The organism is Flavobacterium sp. P21 (genome assembly GCF_050632225.1).
In the GTDB taxonomy this organism is placed as follows: Bacteria; Bacteroidota; Bacteroidia; order Flavobacteriales; family Flavobacteriaceae; genus Flavobacterium.
This window is the reverse complement of the sequence record NZ_CP192585.1, coordinates 4,007,897-4,029,700: the sequence shown is the minus strand read 5'-3', so window position 1 is coordinate 4,029,700 and position 21,804 is coordinate 4,007,897. Positions and strand designations below refer to the sequence as shown.

General features: G+C 32.2%; 22 protein-coding genes and 3 pseudogenes. 14 read left to right on the top strand and 11 right to left on the bottom strand.

The annotated features are described in order from the left end of the window. Positions 1-467 precede the first annotated feature (467 nt). The 9 genes and pseudogenes from ACQ9BO_RS20260 to ACQ9BO_RS20220 all read left to right on the top strand — a co-directional run bounded on the left by ACQ9BO_RS20260 (position 468) and on the right by ACQ9BO_RS20220 (position 9,748). A complete protein-coding gene (locus tag ACQ9BO_RS20260) occupies positions 468-821 on the top strand; it encodes a helix-turn-helix transcriptional regulator (protein WP_431242221.1) in 354 nt (117 codons plus the stop codon). A 945-nt stretch (positions 822-1,766) separates the two neighbouring features. Next, complete coding sequence (locus tag ACQ9BO_RS20255) at positions 1,767-2,030, top strand: hypothetical protein (RefSeq protein ID WP_431242220.1); 264 nt, start codon at positions 1,767-1,769, stop codon at positions 2,028-2,030. Continuing rightward, positions 1,999-2,349, top strand: coding sequence for a vitamin K epoxide reductase family protein (locus tag ACQ9BO_RS20250; RefSeq protein ID WP_431242219.1), 351 nt, complete (start codon positions 1,999-2,001; stop codon positions 2,347-2,349). The genes ACQ9BO_RS20255 and ACQ9BO_RS20250 overlap by 32 nt, the downstream gene beginning before the upstream one ends. A gap of 20 nt (positions 2,350-2,369) precedes the next feature. Next, positions 2,370-3,113, top strand: coding sequence for a DsbA family protein (locus ACQ9BO_RS20245; protein WP_431242218.1), 744 nt, complete (start codon positions 2,370-2,372; stop codon positions 3,111-3,113). A 65-nt stretch (positions 3,114-3,178) separates the two neighbouring features. Further along, positions 3,179-5,370, top strand: a pseudogene (locus tag ACQ9BO_RS20240) (peptidase domain-containing ABC transporter). Between the two features lie 22 nt (positions 5,371-5,392). Next, the gene (locus ACQ9BO_RS20235; RefSeq protein WP_431242217.1) at positions 5,393-6,739 is read left to right on the top strand and encodes an HlyD family secretion protein; all 1,347 of its coding nucleotides are present in this window, start codon (positions 5,393-5,395) and stop codon (positions 6,737-6,739) included. Positions 6,740-6,757: 18 nt separating this feature from the next. Next, the gene (locus ACQ9BO_RS20230; protein ID WP_431242216.1) at positions 6,758-7,429 is read left to right on the top strand and encodes a DUF6625 family protein; all 672 of its coding nucleotides are present in this window, start codon (positions 6,758-6,760) and stop codon (positions 7,427-7,429) included. A gap of 661 nt (positions 7,430-8,090) precedes the next feature. Next, positions 8,091-9,440: a cysteine peptidase family C39 domain-containing protein gene (locus ACQ9BO_RS20225; RefSeq protein ID WP_431242215.1), complete on the top strand. Its 1,350-nt coding sequence runs from the start codon at positions 8,091-8,093 to the stop codon at positions 9,438-9,440. Beyond that, positions 9,440-9,748, top strand: a complete 309-nt coding sequence (locus tag ACQ9BO_RS20220; protein ID WP_431242214.1) for a hypothetical protein — start codon at positions 9,440-9,442, stop codon at positions 9,746-9,748. The genes ACQ9BO_RS20225 and ACQ9BO_RS20220 overlap by 1 nt, the downstream gene beginning before the upstream one ends. Positions 9,749-9,841: 93 nt before the next feature. Here the strand turns inward: ACQ9BO_RS20220 and ACQ9BO_RS20215 are convergent, their stop codons facing one another. From ACQ9BO_RS20215 to ACQ9BO_RS20165, 11 genes and pseudogenes are all read right to left on the bottom strand, one after another. Next, entirely contained in the window at positions 9,842-10,333 is a 492-nt protein-coding gene (locus ACQ9BO_RS20215; RefSeq protein WP_431242213.1) for a CHRD domain-containing protein, read from the bottom strand. 29 nt (positions 10,334-10,362) lie between these two features. Then, complete coding sequence (locus ACQ9BO_RS20210) at positions 10,363-10,905, bottom strand: YceI family protein (RefSeq protein WP_431242212.1); 543 nt, start codon at positions 10,903-10,905, stop codon at positions 10,363-10,365. Between the two features lie 9 nt (positions 10,906-10,914). After that, on the bottom strand, positions 10,915-11,262 hold the full coding sequence (locus ACQ9BO_RS20205) for a c-type cytochrome (protein WP_431242211.1): 348 nt from the start codon (positions 11,260-11,262) through the stop codon (positions 10,915-10,917). A gap of 17 nt (positions 11,263-11,279) precedes the next feature. Beyond that, positions 11,280-12,059 (bottom strand): DUF5777 family beta-barrel protein, encoded by a 780-nt coding sequence (locus ACQ9BO_RS20200; protein ID WP_431242210.1) that lies wholly within the window; start codon positions 12,057-12,059, stop codon positions 11,280-11,282. Between the two features lie 87 nt (positions 12,060-12,146). Next, complete coding sequence (locus ACQ9BO_RS20195; RefSeq protein ID WP_431242209.1) at positions 12,147-12,542, bottom strand: OB-fold protein; 396 nt, start codon at positions 12,540-12,542, stop codon at positions 12,147-12,149. Positions 12,543-12,558: 16 nt separating this feature from the next. After that, positions 12,559-13,473 carry a COG4315 family predicted lipoprotein gene (locus ACQ9BO_RS20190; RefSeq protein WP_431242208.1) on the bottom strand — a complete coding sequence of 305 codons (915 nt, stop codon included), beginning with the start codon at positions 13,471-13,473 and terminating at the stop codon, positions 12,559-12,561. A 324-nt stretch (positions 13,474-13,797) separates the two neighbouring features. Beyond that, on the bottom strand, positions 13,798-14,340 hold the full coding sequence (locus ACQ9BO_RS20185) for a hypothetical protein (RefSeq protein ID WP_431242207.1): 543 nt from the start codon (positions 14,338-14,340) through the stop codon (positions 13,798-13,800). After that, positions 14,328-16,031, bottom strand: a complete 1,704-nt coding sequence (locus ACQ9BO_RS20180) for a carboxypeptidase-like regulatory domain-containing protein (protein ID WP_431242206.1) — start codon at positions 16,029-16,031, stop codon at positions 14,328-14,330. Before ACQ9BO_RS20180 ends, ACQ9BO_RS20185 begins: the two co-directional genes overlap by 13 nt. Before the next feature lie 299 nt (positions 16,032-16,330). Then, positions 16,331-16,948, bottom strand: a complete 618-nt coding sequence (locus tag ACQ9BO_RS20175; protein WP_431242205.1) for a FecR family protein — start codon at positions 16,946-16,948, stop codon at positions 16,331-16,333. A gap of 7 nt (positions 16,949-16,955) precedes the next feature. Beyond that, positions 16,956-17,102, bottom strand: a complete 147-nt coding sequence (locus tag ACQ9BO_RS20170; protein ID WP_431242204.1) for a hypothetical protein — start codon at positions 17,100-17,102, stop codon at positions 16,956-16,958. Positions 17,103-17,280: 178 nt separating this feature from the next. After that, positions 17,281-17,795 (bottom strand): annotated as a pseudogene (locus ACQ9BO_RS20165) (RNA polymerase sigma factor). Between the two features lie 129 nt (positions 17,796-17,924). On the opposite strand from ACQ9BO_RS20165, the gene ACQ9BO_RS20160 reads away from it, so the two are divergent. From ACQ9BO_RS20160 to ACQ9BO_RS20140, 5 genes and pseudogenes are all read left to right on the top strand, one after another. Continuing rightward, entirely contained in the window at positions 17,925-19,040 is a 1,116-nt protein-coding gene (locus ACQ9BO_RS20160) for a hypothetical protein (RefSeq protein WP_431242203.1), read from the top strand. Positions 19,041-19,147: 107 nt separating this feature from the next. Further along, positions 19,148-19,555 carry a hypothetical protein gene (locus ACQ9BO_RS20155; RefSeq protein WP_431242202.1) on the top strand — a complete coding sequence of 136 codons (408 nt, stop codon included), beginning with the start codon at positions 19,148-19,150 and terminating at the stop codon, positions 19,553-19,555. Further along, entirely contained in the window at positions 19,552-20,103 is a 552-nt protein-coding gene (locus ACQ9BO_RS20150) for a YheT family hydrolase (protein ID WP_431242201.1), read from the top strand. The genes ACQ9BO_RS20155 and ACQ9BO_RS20150 overlap by 4 nt, the downstream gene beginning before the upstream one ends. 98 nt (positions 20,104-20,201) lie before the next feature. Next, on the top strand, positions 20,202-20,780 hold the full coding sequence (locus ACQ9BO_RS20145) for a Crp/Fnr family transcriptional regulator (RefSeq protein WP_431242200.1): 579 nt from the start codon (positions 20,202-20,204) through the stop codon (positions 20,778-20,780). Between the two features lie 164 nt (positions 20,781-20,944). Then, positions 20,945-21,750, top strand: a pseudogene (locus ACQ9BO_RS20140) (SDR family oxidoreductase). The last annotated feature ends 54 nt before the right edge of the window (positions 21,751-21,804 follow it).

Here is a 21,804-nt window from a genome sequence, read left to right as displayed (position 1 = left end):
CTATTGAATTAGTAAGGCTTTGGCGTTTAATAAAATCAAAGAATTATTACTTTGTGTCAAAACTTCAATCAGGATTATCAGTAAAAGATGCTCTTTCACTTTATCTTTTATATAACATATTGTTTTGTGTTATGAGTAATTATTTTATTTGTTTTTTAGAAATATCTTTTTTTAAATCTTAAAAATATGCATAAAGTTTATCTTTTGGATTTTTTTGTATCAAAAAACGTACTTTTTTGCTCCCTGTATAAAGTGATATTAATCAACTTTGTAAGAACAACCGATTTAATCATTATTAATTACTAACCTAAAAAGTTATAGAATGAAAAAGATATTAGAATCAACAATTTTATAGTATCCAAAAAAAGCTAAAACAAAAACGAGTTAATAGATTTAGCTCGTTTTGTTTTTACAATCTATTGTTTCTCTATTATTCAAATAAAGAATTATAACCCAGTTTTTACAATATGATAAAACAAAAACTCATAAATAAACGAATCGAGAAAAATAAAACCCAAGAGGAAATAGCACATCTTTTAGGAATTACTCAATCGCAATACAGTCGTAGAGAATCGGGTATTACTAAAATTACAAAAAGCGAATGGAATGTATTAACAAAAATTCTGGAAACAAATCTCGAAACCATCTATGAACCTCAAGATGGTATATACATATTAAACAATGAAAATGAGGTAAACAATCTGGAGAATAAAAATAATGAGCATTATGAATTTACGATGGCTATAATGAAAAAATATATTGAAAAGCTTGAGTATGAAAATGAAGCTCTAAAATGGCAACTTAATAGTCAGCAATCCTAAATAACAGCTAAAATTTGCAAAATCGAGTTCGTTTTTGAAGTCACTATATATATGCTGTTTTTAGCATATTCTATGTTTTAATTAGCATAGGAAAACATCTACAAATAAATCAGATTTGTTATAAGTTTTTTGTTTTTGAATTAAGTGCACGTAATAAAAAGCAGGGAATGATTTTATTTTTTCAAACAATTAATAAACATTAAAATTTAATTTATGAAGATCCAAAAAATTAACCTTGCCAGTATGCAAGGCAAACTTTCTAGAAACGAAATGCGTCATATTTTGGCAGGTAGTACTCTTTATGGTACTAATGGTAGTTATTGTCACATCGGACAACCTTGTTCGGTACATGATATAAGTGCAGGTAAGATTTATAGCGGATCTTGTACAGGGAACGGGCAAGATCCAAAATCTTGTTGGTGTGGAACTGATGAGGGAGGCATTTCTTTTGGCACTATAGCCGAGAGCGATATGTGTGGTGTAGCCCATTGATAGGTTTTTAGGATAAGTAATTAGGACAGTTGCAAAAGTTTCTGTCCTAATTTTTAGATACAATTAGAAGGAAATAAATAATAAAAAATTGCCTCCTCAAGTAAAACAGAATGAGCTAATAATATCGCTTTTTTTCAGGCAAGTTGATATGATCTTGTCAACAAGAATTTCTAAAATTTAATAAAACATGAATGACTCTTATAATTTTCTTTTCAAACATCTAGAAAAAGAAGAAATACAAATAGATAAAACAGAATTTTTATTTCAGCTGAAATCGCATCCTGATTACAGCACCTTGTTGGCAGTTTCAGACACCTTGAATTTTTTTGATATTGACAATTTTGTTGCAAAAATAGATTTTGAAGACATTGATAAATTACCCAATAAATTTATTGCTCTTCTGAATGTAGAATTTGCAAAACCTCAATTTTGGTTTATAGAAAAAAAGGGGATATGTTTTTTTGTACCAATGATAAAACGATCAAAAAGACTAAATCAGAATTAGAAGCAAGATGGAATGGTGTTGTGCTTTTGATAGAAAAAAATGAAATCGAGAGTGCAATTGGAGCAGAGAAAAATAATTTATCCTGGGTTTTTCCATTATTGTGTATTGGGTTGTTCTTGTCAATATTATTCATGGTTGAAGAAAGCTTACAGACAAAACTGTTTTTTATTTTTCCAGTAATTGGCATTTTATTTTCTATTGCGAGCACTTAAGGATTTATTTGGAGCCAAAAGCGAGTTGCTAAATAATTTTTGTAACATTACTTCAACCGCAAGTTGTTCAAGTGTTATGGAGTCCAAAAAATGGAAGATTTTTTCATTAGTAGATTTAAGCAGTTTGAGTATTGTTTTTTTCGCTACTCAGTTAGTGTCTTTTTTCTTATTCCTTTTGTCAAATAGCGCAAACGAATATTTTTATATTCAAAAAATATTGCTTTTTGGTGCCGTTCCAGTTACATTACTATCGGTTTATTATCAAAAATTTGTCGAAAAAAATGGTGTCCAATTTGTTTGTCAATCAGTTCCATTTTAATTTTAGAATTAAGCGTTTTCTTGTCATTTCAAGAAAGCAGTGAAACCATTTCGTTGAAATCAATTATTCTGTTTGGATTTGTGTTTTTTGCTACAGTATGCATATGGGAACTACTAAAAGCTACACTTTTAAAACAAAAAGAATTAAAAGAATTTCAGTTAACAGGCAACCGATTTATGCGTAATTATGAAATTTTTAAAAACACATTAATTTCAAAAGATTGGGTTGATTTGCCAAATAGCTCAATTATTTTAGGAAATAAAGAAAGCAAAACCGAAATAACCATTATTACGAATCCTTTTTGCGGACATTGTGGAAAAGCTCATAAAAATTTAGACAAAATCCTGACAGCAAATAAAGATTCTTTAAAAATTAAAATACTCATTAATGTAGATCTAGATACATTAGACGATGGAAGTAAAGCGTTTTTAAGAAGTTTAATGTTTATTTATTTCGAAAAAGGAAATGATATTTTCGTTCAAGCGTTGAGTTATTGGTTTGAAACTAGAAATTTAGTCGATTGGGCAAAAGAATATAGCGGACAATCTTTTGATAGCGATAAAATTGATTCTATATATAAACAGCAGAATCTGTGGTGCAAAACCAATGATTTTAATTTTACTCCTGCCATTTTTATAAATGGGTATTTGTATCCAAAAACGTATAATAGAGAAAACCTTAAGTTTTTTATAAATGAAATTATAGAAGACGATTTTTTTGAGGTCAATCAAATAGAAGAGAAGGCAATTATAGAAACGATATAAATTCTGCCAAAGAAAAACTCAATACCGCGTTCTATTACGAAAACCTTAATCCACAAATTTTAAAGTTGAAAAAATTCCCTAATTATTTACAATCCGATTCTAAGGATTGTGGTCCTGCATGTTTAAAAATCATATCGAAGTATTACGGTAAGAGCTTTAATATTCAGCAGTTACGTGATTTTAGCGAAACCACCCGTCAGGGAAGTAATATGATGTTGCTCAGTGATGCCGCAGAGAAAATCGGCTTTAGAACTCTCGGAGTAAAACAAAATTTAGGAAAAATAAATGAATTTGCTCTGCCTTGTATTTTGTTCTGGAACAAATCACATTATGTTGTACTCTATAAAATAAAAAAAGGCAGATATTATATTTCTGATCCTGCTTTTGGTTTGATTGATTATGATCAGAAAGAATTCATTCGTTTCTGGATTGGAAACAACGCAGATGTAGAAACAAAAGAAGGGATTGCTTTATTATTGGAAACCACTCCGCGTTTTTTCAATTCAGAATTTGAGATCGATGAAAAGAAAGTTTTACGATTTGGATTATTGTCGCAATACGTACTTCGGTATAAAACATTTTTGTTTCAATTAAGTATTGGATTGCTGGCCAGTAGTTTATTGCAGTTAATATTTCCTTTTCTTACTCAAAGCATTGTAGATGTTGGTATTCAGAATCAAAATATTCAATTTATTTATTTGGTTCTGTTTGCTCAATTGTTTCTTTTTATTGGAAAAACAGGTTTAGATTTAATCCGAAGCTGGATATTGTTGCATCTTTCTACCCGAATCAATATTTCATTAATTTCTGATTTCTTCATTAAATTAATGAATCTTCCGATCTCATTTTTTGATGTTCGAATGACCGGAGATATTATGCGGCGAATTAATGATCATCGTCGTGTAGAAAAAATATTGACGACTTCTTCTTTGAATGTACTTTTTTCGTTCGTCAATATGTTTATTATGGGCGGGGTTTTAGCTTATTACAATCTTCAAATTTTCTTTGTCTTTTTTGCCGGAAGTCTATTGTATTTTGGTTGGATTGCTATTTTCTTAAAACAGCGTGAAGTTTTAGATTACACGCGATTTTCTGAAGTGAGCAAAGAACAAAGCAAAGTAATGGAGCTGATTAATGGAATGCAGGAAATCAAATTGCATAATGCCGAAAAACAAAAAAGATGGGGTTGGGAGTATGTGCAGGCTCGATTGTTTAGAATCTCTCTGAAAGCGCTGGCTTTAGAACAAACTCAGTCAATCGGTTCGGCAGTTATAGATCAGTTAAAAAACATATTTATTGTTTTTACATCAGCCAAATTAGTGATTGATGGACAAATAACGCTTGGTATGATGATGGCAATAAATTCGATTGCAGGAAGTTTGAATGGACCTATTTCTCAGCTTATTGGTTTTGTCCGAGAGTTGCAAGATGCCAAAATATCATTGTCGAGATTATCTGAAATTTACGATAAGGAAGACGAGACGCAACAAGAAATTTTTCAGACTCACGAAATTCCAAAGGATTGTGCAATTGAAATCAAAAACCTTTCGTATCGCTATCCTGGCTCTGATGATTCCGTGATCGAAAATTTGAATTTAACAATACTAGCACGTAAAGTAACAGCAATTGTAGGAGTAAGCGGAAGCGGTAAAACTACTTTAATGAAACTCTTGCTTAAATTTTATGACCCTTCTGAAGGTGAAATAAAAATAGGTAGTACACAACTGAAAGATATTTATCAAAAATCCTGGCGTGATAATGTGGGCGCCGTCATGCAGGAAGGATTCATCTTTAATGATACTATTGCAAACAATATAGCGGTAGGAGTAGAGAAAATTGATAAAGAGCGTTTGGTTTATCTTGCTGATGTGGCAAATATTCTAGAGTACATTTCCGGCTTGCCTCTAAGATTTAATACCAAAATTGGCCCGGAAGGTGTTGGAATGAGTGTTGGACAAAAACAACGATTATTAATTGCAAGAGCCGTTTATAAAAATCCTGAAATGCTGTTTTTCGATGAAGCCACATCTGCTTTGGATTCCAATAATGAAAAAGAAATCATGAGAAAACTAGGGATTTTTTTAAGGATAAAACGGTTGTAGTTATTGCGCATCGCTTAAGTACGGTAATGAATGCTGATCAGATCGTTGTTTTGGGCAAAGGAAAAATTATTGAGATCGGTAATCATTCTGAATTAGTAAAACGAAAAGGGAATTATTTTGAATTGGTTCACAATCAATTGCAATTAGGGAATTAAATCTTCTTTTAAGAAATTAAAAATGACAAAAAATTTAAAAATAAAGTCGACTGATTTTGAACTTCGAAGCGAAGAAGTCCAGGAAATTCTACAGCGAGTTCCGCATTGGATGATACGATGGGGAATGGCTTTAATTTTTGTGATTATCATGATGTTGTTTCTGGTTTCTTGGTTTATAAAATATCCAGATATCGTAAATACTAAAATTGTAATCACGACTAATTTTCCGCCAGAAAAAATAGTTTCAAGATCAACAGGACGAATTGAAGCAATTCTTGTAAAAAACAAAGCTATTGTTTCTAAAAACACCACGCTTGCTGTTATTGAAAATACGGCTAATTATAAAGATGTTTTTCTACTGAAAAGTATTGTTGACAATTACAACATCAACGATTCAGGAAAGGCATTTCCATTTGTTTTATTAAAGAATCTACAACTTGGTGAAATTGAAAGCGCTTTTGGACTTTTTCAAAAAGATTATGAAGAGGAAAGATTAAATAAAAAGTTGAAACCTTTTGAAGTCGAAAGCCAAGCGCAGATTTCTGAGAAAAACCAAATTAAGGAAAGACTTGAAATTTTGAAGGACCAAAAAGAAATTAATGAAAGCGAACTTCAACTTCAAAAAAATGAAATAAGTCGTTTCGAAATCTTATTCATTAAAGGCATTATTTCTGAACAAGAAATGGAATCCAAAAAACTAAGCTATTTACAAGCTCAAAAAAATTATAAAGGACTTTTATCGACCATTTCGCAATTAAAATCAGCTAATATCAACAATACAAAATTGGGTTTGGTTACTGAAATCACTAGTACTAAAGAAGAGGTGAATTTAGGACGAAGTATGGCACAATCCTTTTATCAGCTCAAAAAAGTGATAAAAGATTGGGAATTAGCTTATACCTTAAAATCATCAATAAGCGGAGTAGTTACTTTTCTGCAAGTTTGGAATGAAAGCCAAACAATTAATGTTGGTGATAATGTGTTTTCGATTATTCCTGATACAAAAAATGATATTATAGGCAAAGTAAAATCTCCAGCTTTGAATTCGGGTAAAATAAAAGTTGGGCAAAAAATTATTGTACGCTTAGTTAATTACCCTGATAATGAATTTGGTATAATTAAAGGAGAAGTGAAAAATATTTCTCTAATTCCCGATAAAGATGGAAATATTTTAATAGATATAGCATTGCCAAATGGTTTGGAAACTTCCTATCATAAAAAACTTCCTTTTACACAAGAAATGGAAGGAAGCGCTGAAATTATTACTGAGGATTTAAGATTAACAGAAAGATTGTTGTATCAATTCCGGGACATGTTTAACAGACCAGCTCTTATGGAAAAAAAGATGTCTTCGGAGCAAACACAATGATATATAACTGATTGAAATATGAATAAACTAAAATCTATTGCTGTGGTTACGTGCTGGTATGGTCAATATCCATGGTATTTTCCCTATTATGTGCATTCGTGTTCATTTAATTCAACGATTGATTTTTATATCATCACAGATAATATTGAGGAGATTCCAAATAAACCAAAAAATCTAATCATTATAAATAGAAAATTAGAAGATATAAAAAAGGTAGCTTCTGAAAAATTGGGATTTACCGTAAACATTGATTATCCATATAAACTGTGTGATTTTAAACCCTCCTATGGTTTTCTATTTCCAGAAATTGTACAAGGATATGATTTTTGGGGACAAAGCGACCTAGATATTATTTACGGAAATGTGCGCGATTTTATTACCGATGAAATGCTAGAAGAATTCGATTTTATAAGTGCTCGGCATGATTATACTACTGGATGTTTTGCTCTCTATAAAAATAATAAAGTCATGAATACCTTTTTTATGAGAAGCAAGGATTATAAAAAAGTGCTTTCTAGTTCCAAACATTTTTGTTTTGACGAATGCAGTTTTGTTTGGGATGAATTGACCGCTGGGGCATCAATATTTGACCTTGCTACAGAAATTGAAAGCTTCACCCATCTTATAAAAAAGCCGATCAAGAACGAGAGATTAAGGCTCATTTTGATTTTATTCTTTTCGAAGGATTAATAGGAAGAGTAATTTTTGACAATGGAAGAATTTATTATAAAAATGAATTTGAAGGTTTATTGTATCATTTATTTTGGTTTAAAAAAGGATACAATCCGACAGTAAAAGCTAAAAACATTCCAAACAAATACTATATAAGTAAAACAAAAATTTACCATTCAAGGTAAAGGGTTTTATAGTTGAAATAAATAATTGTGTCATTAAAATTTAAAGCATGTTCAATTCGCTTAAAAGAAAATCTGTTTTTAAAAATAAGTATAAAATGCATCCTGAGGCAATTATAATTTCTTGTTTTTTTAATCCTCAAAATTCTCCTTACAGAATAAAGGCTTTCGAAATATTTTATGAAAGTATAAAACATTTAGACCACGCAATTATTGAATGCGTAATTGGTAATTCGGAACCACAGCTTGAAGAAAATGAAAACATAAAAAGGATATATACCGAGAATTTACTTTGGCATAAAGAGTCCCTATTAAATAAAATTATTTCTGATTTACCAGCAAAATACAAATATGTTTTTTGGCTTGATGCGGATGTTCTTTTTTCGAATGAAAATTGGATAATTGATGGCATAAAACAATTGCAAACCAGTACAATACTACAGCCATTTGAATACGCTGTTTTTCTTGAAAAAGACCAAATAAAACCTTCTTTTGCAATGGATAAAGTTAGAGAATCTTACTTGCCAAATGCAACGAACAAAAGAGTCTGGAGGAGTTTTGGTGCCAATGTTGCAACGACAGAACTTTGGAAAAATGAAAATTTTAATAAACATGGTCATGTAGGATTTGCATGGGGAGCGAAAAGGGAGATTCTAGATGCTGTACCGTTATTTGATAAAGCATTAATTGGTGGAGGTGACTTCATAATCGCACACGCCGCAACTGGGCAAATAACACATCCAGGTATAGGTAGAATTTTTATGGATAATATTCTCATTAACCAAATAAATTTATGGGGTGCCGATTTTTACAAAGTGACAGAAGGAAAAATCGGATTTGTGGAAGGTGATTTGTACCATATTTGGCATGGAGATATTGAAAAAAGACAATATGCAAAACGAAATGAATATAACGCTAAAACAAAAGAAATAGTTGAACGTGATGAAAATGGTCTGTTTGTAACCAATAAACCTGATGACGCTTTTATAGAAAATTATTTTAAAGAGAAAGAAGTAAAAAAAGCGAAAAAAAGAATGTCTTTAAAGATTTCTTCTCAGGAACAAGCAAAGCAGGATAATTCGAGAATCGTTCTATTTTCTATAAAACAAACACTCCTAATTTTATTATACATGAATAAAGAATTTTATTGTTTATACCAATATTTAAAAAAAGAAGGCTTTTCTATTGATCTAGATGAATTTGAGTTGCAAATTCTAACACATCCCGAATATCCTTCTTTATTATCTGTTACAGATGCACTAAGTTTTTTTAATGTCGAAAATGGCGCTTTTAATATGGGCATATCAGGAATAGATTCATTACCAAATCGCTTTATGACTGTATTGCAAGATAAAAATGGTGAAAAAGGATATCATCTTATTGAAGAAAAAAATGATGAAAATCATATCTGTTATAGCAACAAGAATAAAATTAGAATTTCAAAAAAAGAACTAGAATCTCGATGGGGTGGTGTGGTAATTTTGATTGAAAATCCGGAATTACAAGCATGGAGTGTGTTTAAAAAAATACAGGTAAAGTTATGGAACAAACGATCAAATGGAAAAAAAGCTATAGACAATTATGAGGTTCTTAAAGATGCTTTATTAATCTCTAATGTTCTGGAGAATAATTTGTCTCAATCTTCAACTATTCATTTAGGAAATATAAATGCTTCATTAAAAATTATGATGGTCATCAATCCATTTAGTAGTGCTTGCAAAGAAAGCTATTTTGTTTTAGAGAAAATATTGGAAAAACATTTCGATAAAGTATGTTTAGATATTCGTTTTAATTTTAACAATAATGATTATGGTTATAAAAAATCAAAAAAATTCACCAGCAATTAGTGGCTTTTTATCTTGATAAAGGACAAGAAGTTTTTACGAAAGAATTGCATAATTGGTTTGAATATAAAGATGAAAAGAAATTATGTGAAAGCACAATTTCACAATCAAACGAAATAAAATCAGACGAAATTTTAAACGCTCAATTCCATTCAAATTCAGAAAACGAAATCATATTTACTCCCACAATTGCTATCAATAATTATATGTTTCCGAAACAATATGATTTAAAAGAATTAGGTTTCTTTATAAATGAGATTTCCGAGGATAACGATTTTAAAAACAAGGAGAAAATAGCATCTTTTGCGTAAGAAGAAGAAATAAAAAACTCCTTAAAAATACCAAAGCCTTACTATCTAAACAGTAAGGCTTTTTGTAATTAACATAAATTGTAAGAAGGAAGATTAATAACCTCCGCCACCTCCGCCACCAGCAGGGCTTCCAGCTGGATTTGCAGTAACAAGCTGTCCTCTTATTTCGCCTCCTGAAAAAGCTTCAGAATGTAGATTGACATAATAATTATTGGCCATCAGATCTGTTTCTTGAGCCGCTGTCAATGCCGCACTAGTATAGCTAATAGGTGATGCCAAACTAGAGAATGGAAAAATTACAGGACCATTTGTGCCGGCGGCTCCCATATGAATATGTCCCATAGTTGGTGTTAAACCGGAATACGTCACAGTAACTGTAAAGATTTTTGTGGTTTTATTATAACTCAAAGTTGCCGTTCCTGTAGCCGTTGAGGCGTTTGAGGGAACTTCATTTGCGCCATTCATTGTAGCGTTGAACGTTACTATTATTGGAGCGGGAGGGCTAGAATTGTCATCATTACTGGAACAAGAAACTCCAATAAATAGTAATAGTAAGGGTACCGAGAAATTAAATAGAGATTTCATAATTTGATAATTTTTGGATTAAAAAAAGATTATTTTTCATCAAGAGTAAGGTCCAGAGCAATGTTTACATTTTCTGAAACTTTACTTTTCACAAGACTTGGTATTTTTATATTATATTCTTGTGCTTTAACAGTAAAATTGTTGGAGAGATATACTTTTCCTTCCTTCAAGACCACACTGATTTTGGTTTTAATCTTTTTGGTAACACCATGTATGGTCAGATCGCCTTCGACATCATATTTTTTGGAGATGCTTAATTTCGAAGCATCAAAATTTATGATTTTACCTTTAAAAGTTGCTTTTGGATATACGGATGATTCCATATAATTTTCATTAAAATGTTCTTCCATCAACGGAATTTCAAATTTGAACGCTTTTATCAATGCCAGAACAGCAAATTCACCATTTGACTTATCAAGAATTGCTGAAACCGAATTATTTGTGGCCGCAACAGGCTCAAAAGATGGCACTGAAGCTTCAAATTTTACTTGTCCGGTTCGGGTCATAACTTTTTGCGAGAAAACCAAGTTTCCCACAAAAAGCAATAATGCCAAAAATGTTATTTTTTTCATCGTATTAATTTATTCTTTTATAAATCCGTTTGCGGCCCAAAGTTTTATCATGTCAATATCGCTTTGAGGCAAACTTCCTCCTAAAGGCATTCTTTGTCCGCAAGATTCAGATTCTATTCTGCAGATTAAATTTGCATTGGTGCATGCATTTTTTACTCCTTCGTAGGTTTCCAAATTAGGATATTGAGAAGCTGTTCCAGAGTGACAACTAAGGCAATTGTGTTCCATAATATGTTCTATGTTTGCTACATAAGTTGGGTTTCCGGCCGGCGGACTTATTTCGCTGTAAGTATTAGATTCACAAGAGATAATGAACAAGCTGGAGATTGTTATCAGACAAATTTTTATTTTTTTCATAGAATTTCGTATTAATTTTAAAAAACTCTGTAGAGATTAAATCCGAAGTAAATGCTTCCGCCGTTCCATTTTCCAGTTGCATTAGAAAATACATAGACATCATTCATAGTTTGGCAGTTTGAGAACACCATTTGAAAAATATGTCCTCCAGTGTCGATATCCAATCCTAATGAAACCAAGTTGTGATACACATCATTTTCTGGAGCATTTATTCGGGGCGCATATTCAAGATTCATGCTCAATCGTTTTGTGAATTTATATCTTCCGCCAAGTCCAACTACAAATTGATCTTTTTGCTCAGTGGTCTCGTCATAAAGATTTTTATGAATATAAATTGGGGTTACTTCAAGTGAAATCTTATCAGAAAACTGTCTTGACACTAATAATTGTGTGGTAAAAGCCAATCGATTATTGAATTTTAAGTACGGATATTGATCCGTACTTAAATTGGTGTTGATATCCGTCGTGTTATAACCTACAATGGTCACAGGAAAGCCGTCAACTTCTTGTGTTTTTAATCTGTATTTTAAGGTCAATTCATAAATTTTATTATTAGTTTGTCTTGACGCTCCAACTGAAAGCCAATCTGTAACACCGTAAATTGCTCCCAGTTTAGTGTAAGCATCATCTAAACCAAAGAAATTCTCAAAACCTTGAGTCAAATCGCCAAAACGATGCGAAATCAAAACATACCATTCGCCTTTTGCAGTCAATTTTGTCGATTGCATATTACAGATTTGCAGTCCTTTAAAAGCTAAGGTTTCAGTCTGTTTTTCCTTTGGTTTTATTGTATCCAATTCTTTCAGCAAATCATCTTGCGCCGATATTTGGCCAATGACTGAAAGAAAAATGCTAGGGATAAAAATAATTTTACGTTCATCTAATTAATTTTTGATTATAAAACATTGATCTAGTTTTACTTCACCCATCAAATCATCATATCCAATAATTCTTCCTTTTACAGTCACGATTTGCCCTTCTTTAATGGATAAATCTTGATTTTTAAAATTGCAGATAATGGTACCGTCTAGAATTACCTCTTTTGCATTCACAGCTGTAATTTTTCCTTTTATTGCTACCGCATTTTCAAGGTATTTTTTGTTAGCGGCTTCTAAATCTGACATAAATTCGGCTGTAATGGATGCTGAGGTCGTGGTGAAATCTGTTTTTTCATTAGCTAAATTCCGAGCGCCTCCATGCATAATATAGTTGTAACCGAAAAAAGCGATTAGCCCAATTGCTAAAACTATCGAGATGATTATTTTGATTTTTCTTTTCATTTCTCGTTTCGTTGGTTTATATCGCAAGCGGTAAGTCTTTTACAGGAACAGGCCAAATTCCTGGGCTTGGAAAACTAATTCCCTTGTTAGCGCCTCTCACGCCAGCATCTTGTCCAAAATAATACAGAGGCCATCCATTGTAAGTCAATTGCACTTTTCCAAAAACAGTAATCGAGCTGAATTTTGACTTATCAAGAATAGAAGGAACAACCACTTTATCGGTTTCATAAATTGGCCATACAGCATTATTTGAAAAATCTTGTTTTGTGAAATTATTTTTCTTGAAATTGTCGTTTTTGAAAGTATATAAAGTCAATCCTTTGGCATCTGTAAAATAAGTAGTTGCGCCATCGCCTACAGTATAATCTGATTTATAATTTTTTCCGTCATGCCCAACAAGCTGGCTTCTCACAATCATGATCGAATAATCGGGTTTTGCGATAAACCAAGTGCCATCAACTCCGTCACCAGATGTTTTTCCAGGATCTTCGAGTGTGTTTACACCAGCACCGCCATATGCGCCACCTGAAGACATTGGTGCATAATAGTACAAAGGCCAGCCTTTGTAGGTTAATTGTTTTTTGCCTGAAGGAGTAGTTATCGTTGCAAAATCAGCTAATGTTAAACCAGCTCCTAATTTATCGGTGGTTAAATTATCTACAAAAAAAACAGGCCAAAATGCTTCACATCCTCCCGTGCATGAAGATTGTCCGTTTGCATCAGTTGCGAAAAAATATAATGATCTGCCGCTTTTATCTGAAAGATATGATCCGAGTGAAGTGCTTGTAGAAAGATTGATTTCTGTTGTGGTTACGGGAGTTGGTGTTGGAGTAGGTGTAGTGGTATCATTGCCATTATCACTGCTGTGACTTAAAAAAAATGTAGAGATTGCCAGGACGGTTGTCGCGAATTTAATTGATTTTAATTTCATTGCTGTTTTGATTTAAGTTATGTTAAAATGGAAATAGTGTACTTTACAAAACCGTAAAGTCTTTTTGGTTTAAATTTTCAACATCAAGGTTTGGGCTTGATTTTAAGGGACATTTTGTTCAATGGTTTGGAGTTATGAACTGTCGCAAAAAAAATAGCCGAGCGGATATAATTTCAAGTTTTTTAAAGGGCTCATATTTTACTATTTTGATAAAATTCAATAGTAAAACAGCATCGAGGGAATTTACCCTACCTTAAGAATTGATATTTTTTGAAAAAAAGTAAAAAAATACATGGTTTCTAAACGAAACTAGTAGGAAGAAGATTAAAATGAAACTCTAAAGCTCACATTTGGAGTTCTTTGAAGTGAAAAAGTTTCTACTTCTTCAATAGAATTTGTCAGCGAACTTATTCTATAATATTCGCTGATTTCGTTTTTTCTATTTAAGATATTTAAAATAGAGATTCCTAATTTGTACTGAATTCCTTTATCGGTTTCCCATTTATAAGTCGAGGAAAAATTAACCTGCGCAAAAGTGTGCAAATTGGTATTATTAGGTCTGTTGTAAATCAATACAGGATTATTGTTGTCAATTTGAGAATCGTTTGGGGAAGTTTTTGGTCGGCCCGAAGTCCATTTTGTGCCTAATGCGATTTTAAAATTGTTTTTTTCATAAATTCCTGCCCAAGTTGCCGTATGCATTACTTCAAAATTGTTTGGAAAAACAGGATATTCATAAGAAATAAAATGATAGTTATTATGATTATAAGTATAACTCAGCCAAGTCAAAAAGTGATTCATTTTTTTCTGAACAAGCATTTCTGCGCCCCAAATTTCATAATCGCCAGTTATTTTTACAAATTCCAATTGATTCTGAAAACCTTGGCTGGAAGTTGTGATTCCTGATACTCTTTTATAAAAATTTTCGATATCAAACAGCCAGCCTTTTTTTCATAAGATAAATTTAAAGAAAGTTGTTTGCTTTTTTGAATAGGAATTGTCGAGTCATTAGAAATAATCCAACGCCTTTTTTCAATTCCAAAATAATCTTTCTGCAAGTCAATGATTTGTTGGGAATTTTGACTTTTCAGTTCACCCAGCAATTCTAAATTTAGATCTTTCGTAATGCCATAACCAAACTGAATTCGAGGTTCAGCAATGAATTTTTTGAATTTTTCGATATAATTAAGTCGGGTTCCTGCTTTAAAATAGACTCTTGAAAGTGTGTCATTGTATTTTCCTTCCAAAATTAAGGCGTGCGTTCTCAAAACATCTTTCACTTTTCGATAGAAATCAGGATTGGTAACGTCTTCCAGATTTGTAACGCCAATTTCATTAAACTGATAGCCATCATTTAAAATGAATTTGGAATTGATGATATGATTGTTTTCTAAATTGATTCCGTTGTTATTGACCTTGTTTTCCTGAATTACAATTTGATTTCCAAAAGTTGTGTTTTGATTGGCCAAAAGCTCGTAAGCCGAATTATAGACATTAATTTTAGTCGTATTAAAGCGGTTCCAATTTCGTTTCCAAGCCAGATTCCCTCCATAATTTTGCTGTCTCAAAGTATTGTTTTCGGATCTAAAAATATCATATACAGTGGCACTTTGAAAAACTTCCAAATTATCTTTGATCGTAATTAAATCCAAAATGATTTGATCTTTTTCGCCTATTTTTTGAGCGTATTTTAGCGTCGCATCATAAAAACCAAATTTCTTGTCGCTCCGATAATCGACGTTTTGTTTGTCTGAAAAATCAGTAATGGTAGTGTTTTGAAATACTTTGTTGAAATACTCTTTGTAGGTTGGCGTTTCGACAAAATCAGTAATAGATTTGCGTGCTGAAATTTCTATATAGCTTTTTTTAGAAAGATTGTATTTGGCATAAATATCAGCATTAATCATATTTATTCCGGCGCTAAAAGAGTTTTTCTCAACAGTTTCTGGAGTTGATGAAATGGCCACGACGCTTGAAACGCTTTCGCCATAAAAAGCAGAACTTCCGTTTTTATAAATCGAAATGGTGTGTGCCAAATTGGGATTAAAAACCGATATTAATCCAAAAAAATGCCCCGTTTGATACATTCGGATTCCATTCCATAAAAACAAATTTTGATCATGAGTTCCGCCACGCACATTTATGCTGGAAACACTTTCATCAATACTATTTACTCCTGGAATTTGTTGCATTGTTTGCAAAGCATCAGGTTCGATAAGGCCAGGAAGAATTCCGAATTTCTTGGGTTTGATTTCAAATGAGCCATCAATATTTTTCGAAATCCCCGAAGCCAAAATTGCATTGGTTTTAATTTCGTGAAGTTCTGTGATTTCAGGTTCTAAAAATATTTGAGGACAATTTTTAGAATTAGTATTAGGCACCGTAATTTTTTTGGTTCCGAAACCAATATGAGTAATTAGAAATGTGTTTTCTTGCCCTTTTATAAATTCAAAATAACCGTTTGAATCTGTTCGTGTTTGCGTTTTGTTTGGCAAATTTATATTGGCATTTTCAATAGGTTTTTTGTCTGTATTAGAAAAAACATAGCCACAAACCATTTGTGGTTCTTCATTTTTCTTGTAAATATTGATGAATTTGTTTCGAATGTTTTCAAAAGAGAGATTGGTGTTTTTAGAAAGATATTCCAGTTTTTGCTCTAATGAAAGTGTTTTTTGGGCGGAATTAATTCTACCCCAGAAATATTGTCTTCAGTATAATTAAAGCTTACTTGATGTTGTTGCTCAATTTCGAATATGATTTTTTTAATGGGCATGACTTTCCCTTGGTCCTGCGCAAAAAGAGTGAGGACCAGAAAAAAGTGGAAAAACAAAAAACGAAATTGTTTGGGGAGCAACATTTACTTTTCGTCAAAAATTATTTTATTAGTTGATACTTTTTTAGCCTCTAAATGATATGTCGTACTAATAATTTGCAAAGCTACATTTAAGTCTTTTGCAGGTAATTTTCCTGTAAATAAAGATGTTGTGTCTTTTGTATTTAATTCTATTTTAATGTTATACTGTCTTTCAACTTCGTCTAGCAAGCTTCGAATATTTTCTTTATAAAAACATATCTGATTGTCAACCCATTCAGGTTTCAACGCATTCACGTTAATGTTGGTTTGTTTTTGGTTTTCAAAACTAACACTTTGACCATGCGTCAGTACAATTTGAGAATTTGCGTAATTTACCTTTACGCGCCCCTCATAACATACAACATCAAATCTGTTTTTTCTGACTTTGACATTAAATTGCGTTCCTAAAACAGTGACTTTTCCTAAACGTGTATGCACTTCAAAACGTCTTCCTTTAGAAACTCTAAAATAGGCTTCTCCATTTAGGTCAAGACTCCGGTGGTTATCCCAGTTCCATTTTTTATAATTTATTTCAGAACCTGAATTTAGCACTACTTCAGAATTGTCAGGTAATGAAAAAGAAGTTTTCTCTCCAAAACCTGTCGCATGTGTTTCAGGCATGAAAAAATTAAATGCAAATGTAACTCCCAAGGCTAAAACAAATATTGCGGTACGCTCTAAAAGCCCATTTTTTGTACAACGGAACTACTTTTGGAGTTGCTTTTTTCTGTTTCAGAATGTTAGAAAGCATAGCATTTTCATCCAAATCATCCATAGTCAAATGATCTGTGTAATTTTTAATCTTTTGATATTTTTCAAAATCGGGACTTGCTTCAAATGCTCGCTAATTCGTCCTGAGACAAATCATTGTTAAGCCATTTTGCTAATAAGCGATTTTTTTCATTTTCTTGTATTGTATAATTAAAACAATTGGAACTCAGTTTACCCTACTTTTATAAATCAATTTCTTTGCGCAAGCTTAATAAAGCTAAATGAATGCGCTTTTCAACCGCTTTTACGCTGATGTTTAAATCCTGCGCAATTTCACTATATTTTTTTCCATCAATTCGATGCATCAAAAACGCGACACGCTGTTTTTCATTCAAATTTTCAATCGCTTTCAGAAGTTTGGATTGGAATTGTTTTTCTTCTAAAAGATATTCTGGGCTTTCATTGGTTTTATCTAAACCGGTGAAATTTTTTCATATTTCAAAACAACTTTTTGATGCGCAATTTGGTTGAGACTGCTATTATTGGCAATCGTATAAAGGTATGATTTTGCTTTTTCGAGTGGCACTTGTGAGCAGTTCTGCCAAAGTTTTACAAATGCTTCTTGTGCTACATCATCTGCTTGATCGAGATTGCCAAATTTGTAAAAAAGAAAATTTCTAAGCGCTTTAATATGGCTTTTAAAGAAAGACGAGAAAATAATTTCATCGCAAGTGTTTGATTCGTTTTTAGTTGGCATTTAGAATTTCAATTTGGTATCGTACAAAAGTATTTGTTTTTGCATTAAGTAGGGTAAAAGTGAAGCTGATTGTTCTATAGATATATAAAATGCTATTTTCGAGCAATATTCGGGCTTTAGAAAAGAAAAATGAAAAACCGTAATGCCGAATTTATTGAAAAACAGTTTCTTAAATTTTATTACATTTGTAAAAATATGAGTATGTTCCCGTTTAAAAAATATTTATCAATTGTCGTTGTTTTGTTCTTGTTTTCATGTCAGAATGAAATGGACGAACAGACTAGTAATACGCAGGGAACAATTACAAATTCGTCTCCGCTAACATCTTATTTGCAAAGAGTTGCCATGGTGCCAACCGTTCAGGATAATGTAATCGACGGCTCAACTTATTGTACTATAAAACCTCCTTATACCGTTACAGTCAATAACACACAAATTGCTATAAACAGCACTGCAGATTATCAAAAAGTGATTGATAATATCAACGCGAGCAATTCTGATGCAGATATTGTAAAGATAAATTTTCCGGTGACAATGGTGTATTATAATTACATCGAGAAAAATATTCCAAATGAAGCCGATTTTAATTCGCTAATTGATTATTGGAATCAATATCCTGATCTTTTATCTAAAATTAACGGCTTAAATATCAATTATCCAATAACAATTAATATTTATAATACGTCAAACCAAATTGCAAGTTCGGCAACAATTATAAGCGATCAGACTTTTTTTAATTTCATAAAAAATCTGAATGCGAGTCAGTATATTTCTTTGAAATATCCAATCTCAATAGTTGATTACAACAATCAAACAAAATCAATTTCGAATAATTTAGATTTCGAAAATGCCATAAAATATGCAATTGATTATTGTCCCGAAAATAATATTGTAACACTTGATTTTGTTGCCGCAATAACTAAAGGAACTTGGAAAATACCGTACTTTTTTAGTGATTCAGAAAAAACTTCATTGTACACTGATTATTCATTTGTTTTTAAAAGTGATCAAACTGTAGTTGCCACCAAAGGATCGACTTCAGAAACTGGTCAATGGGAAACTAGTTTGCAAAACAATGTTAGGGAACTAAAGGTGAATTTTAATTCTGAACCGCTTAAAAAATTAAATGAGGACTGGAAATTATTTGAATTTAATAATTCACAAGTTCGATTGCGCGATGGCAATGGCTCTAATTATCTTTATTTTGAAAAAAATAAATTCTACTGTAAACATTCCTATTTTTAAGTCTTTTAATTGCTGTTTTCCAAAAAAGCAAAATAAAAATTGACAGTATTACACTACATATTGATTGATTTCTTAGATTTGTAATAAGTACCACCAAACTTGTTATTATGCCAATAATTGAGCAATCAGAATATAATTCACCTTCTGTTATTCATCGCAATAGGCATGTTTCGACTATTTATGTCGCTTTGTTTAAAAAATTTGAGGTTCCAGAATATACCAGAGAGAAACTTGAATTGAAGGATGGCGATTTTATTAATGTTGATTTCATTATAAATGATTCTAAAAAAGCAGTGATTTTATGTCATGGCTTAGAAGGCGATTCCCGCAGAACTTACAATAATAGTTGTGCGACTTATTTTCAAAATAAAGGTTTTTCAATTTTTGCATGGAATAATCGAACTTGTGGTGGCGAAATGAATCGATTGCCAAGACTGTATCATCATGGTGCTGTTGACGACCTTGATGAGGTTGTGCAGTTTGCTTTAAAAAAGGGTTTAAAGAAGTTTATTTGATTGGATATTCAATGGGTGGCGTGCAACTGCTGAATTATTTAGGCTGGACAAAAATCGATGAACGAATAAAAGCTGGGGTTTCGATTTCAGTACCAACTCATATTGCAACAAGTGCTGAAGTGCTTAAGCAAGGTTTTAACCGAGTTTATTTAAAGAATTTCACCATTGATATTAAAAGAAAACTGAAACACAAAGCCGCTCAATTTCCTGATTTTGTGAACCGAGATCAAATCGATAAAATTTCTTCTTTTGATGAAGTTGATCAATACTTTACAGCGCCGCTTCATGGTTTTGCAAGTCGAGAAGATTATTATGAGCGCGTTTCTCCCGAATTTTCACTTCCAAATATTACGACTCCTGTCTTGATTATCAATTCGCTTGACGATCCTTTTTTGGGCGAAAGATGTTATCCGAGAACTATTGCAAAGAACAGTGCATTTGTTTATCTGGAAACACCAAAATATGGCGGACATTGCGCTTTTCCGCTTCGTGATTCCATGTATTCCTATGCAGAGAAAAGAGCTTATGATTTTTTTGAATCTTTGTAAAATCGTTAATATGCAATGAGAGTAAAAGTGCATTTTATGAATTTTATAAGCTCTCAAAAATTTGCTCTTCCACGGTCTTTTGCATAATTTTACATGCTATGTATGAAATATTCCAAAAGTATCTAGAAGAAAAAGCTGAACTGACACAAGCAGAATCAGAACGAATACAATCATTTGCCATTATAAAAAAACTTCGCAAAAGGCAATATCTGCTTCAAGAAGGAGATGTTTGGAAATACGATGCTTTTATCACTCAGGGCTGTGTTAGAACTTATACAGTTGATGAAAAAGGAAGCGAACATGTAAATAGCTTCAGTATCGAAAATTGGTGGACGGGCGATCGAGAAAGCTTAATGATGCAACAACCATCTCGTTTTAATATTGATGCCATTGAAGATACTGAGCTTGTACTTTTTACTCATGAAAATTTTGAATTGCTTTGTAGAGAAATTCCAGGGTTTAACAATATGGTCAATACTATTTTGCAAAGAAGTTTTATAGCCGCTCAAAACAGAATTCAGGCTTCATTAACTTTAACTGCAGAAGAAAAGTATTTGAACTTTATAAACAAATATCCAGGTTTTGCTTCTAGAATCCCTCAAACCATGATTGCCTCATATCTCGGCATGACACCAGAAACACTAAGCCGTATTCGTAAACAAACGGCAAAGAAATAAATGATCAAAGGAGCTTTTAGAGCTCCTTTTTTATGCCTTCTTCAAAACTCTTGATCTAGATCAAGTTTTTACTTATTTCTAATCAATGTGCAGGTCTTGCGTTCGTCGCAACTTTGTAATGTTCAAAAGAAACAAACATTATAAACATTTAAATATTAGAAATCATGTCAAAAACAATTTTTATTACAGGAACAAGTACAGGCTTTGGAAAATTAACAGCTATTACATTAGCAAATGCGGGTCATTCAGTAATTGCAGGAATGCGCAATACAAATGATAAAAATGCCGCTGTCGCAAAAGAATTAGGAGCAATAGAAAATATTGAAGTAGTAGATATCGATGTTACAGATGATGCATCGGTAAATAAAGCAATCGAAAAAGTATTAATTAAATACGGAAAAATTGATGTCCTAATCAATAATGCGGCTGTAAGCGGTTTTGGCTTACTTGAAGGTTACTCAATTGATCAAGTTCGTAAAATGTTCGATGTAAACGTTTACAGCGTACTTCGTATGTATCAAGCGGTTCTTCCTTCTATGAGAAAAGAAAAAACGGACTTGTGATTAACATTACGACCGGAGCAAGCGGACACACACTTCCTTTTATGGTTCCGTATATCGCATCAAAATTAGTAGTTGAAAGTTTTACTGAAGGATTGCAAGATGAACTTGCAGATTACGGAATCGAAAACGTTAGTATTCAGCCAGGAGTTTATCCAACAGAAATGAATAACGGTTCTAAAGCTGGTATTCACGCCGATAAAACGGCAATTATTGAAGAATACGGCGATGCCGCAACAGAAAAATTCAACGCATTAGGAACTGCCTTATTTGGAAAAATGGCTCAGTTTGATATGAACCCGCAAACTATTGCTGATGGTATTTTAGAATTGGTAAGTATGAAAAAGGGGAGAGACCGCTTCGTTTCCCACTTGATGCTATTGCTCAAGGAACTGATAAAGAATTTATAGAAGCTCGCGCTAATATTAAAGCAAAATGGGTAGCGACTTACACTAATTAATTTT

What these genes read in the sequence shown, in the direction of transcription:
- ACQ9BO_RS20260 (WP_431242221.1), top strand. Translation starts at nt 468, where the DNA reads ATGATAAAACAAAAACTCATAAATAAACGAATCGAGAAAAATAAAACC.
- ACQ9BO_RS20255 (WP_431242220.1), top strand. Translation starts at nt 1,767, where the DNA reads ATGTTTTTTTGTACCAATGATAAAACGATCAAAAAGACTAAATCAGAA.
- ACQ9BO_RS20235 (WP_431242217.1), top strand. Translation starts at nt 5,393, where the DNA reads ATGACAAAAAATTTAAAAATAAAGTCGACTGATTTTGAACTTCGAAGC.
- ACQ9BO_RS20230 (WP_431242216.1), top strand. Translation starts at nt 6,758, where the DNA reads ATGAATAAACTAAAATCTATTGCTGTGGTTACGTGCTGGTATGGTCAA.
- ACQ9BO_RS20225 (WP_431242215.1), top strand. Translation starts at nt 8,091, where the DNA reads ATGGATAAAGTTAGAGAATCTTACTTGCCAAATGCAACGAACAAAAGA.
- ACQ9BO_RS20215 (WP_431242213.1), bottom strand. Translation starts at nt 10,333, where the DNA reads ATGAAATCTCTATTTAATTTCTCGGTACCCTTACTATTACTATTTATT.
- ACQ9BO_RS20210 (WP_431242212.1), bottom strand. Translation starts at nt 10,905, where the DNA reads ATGAAAAAAATAACATTTTTGGCATTATTGCTTTTTGTGGGAAACTTG.
- ACQ9BO_RS20205 (WP_431242211.1), bottom strand. Translation starts at nt 11,262, where the DNA reads ATGAAAAAAATAAAAATTTGTCTGATAACAATCTCCAGCTTGTTCATT.
- ACQ9BO_RS20195 (WP_431242209.1), bottom strand. Translation starts at nt 12,542, where the DNA reads ATGAAAAGAAAAATCAAAATAATCATCTCGATAGTTTTAGCAATTGGG.
- ACQ9BO_RS20190 (WP_431242208.1), bottom strand. Translation starts at nt 13,473, where the DNA reads ATGAAATTAAAATCAATTAAATTCGCGACAACCGTCCTGGCAATCTCT.
- ACQ9BO_RS20180 (WP_431242206.1), bottom strand. Translation starts at nt 16,031, where the DNA reads ATGGTTTGTGGCTATGTTTTTTCTAATACAGACAAAAAACCTATTGAA.
- ACQ9BO_RS20175 (WP_431242205.1), bottom strand. Translation starts at nt 16,948, where the DNA reads ATGCCTGAAACACATGCGACAGGTTTTGGAGAGAAAACTTCTTTTTCA.
- ACQ9BO_RS20170 (WP_431242204.1), bottom strand. Translation starts at nt 17,102, where the DNA reads ATGGATGATTTGGATGAAAATGCTATGCTTTCTAACATTCTGAAACAG.
- ACQ9BO_RS20160 (WP_431242203.1), top strand. Translation starts at nt 17,925, where the DNA reads ATGAAAAACCGTAATGCCGAATTTATTGAAAAACAGTTTCTTAAATTT.
- ACQ9BO_RS20155 (WP_431242202.1), top strand. Translation starts at nt 19,148, where the DNA reads ATGCCAATAATTGAGCAATCAGAATATAATTCACCTTCTGTTATTCAT.
- ACQ9BO_RS20145 (WP_431242200.1), top strand. Translation starts at nt 20,202, where the DNA reads ATGTATGAAATATTCCAAAAGTATCTAGAAGAAAAAGCTGAACTGACA.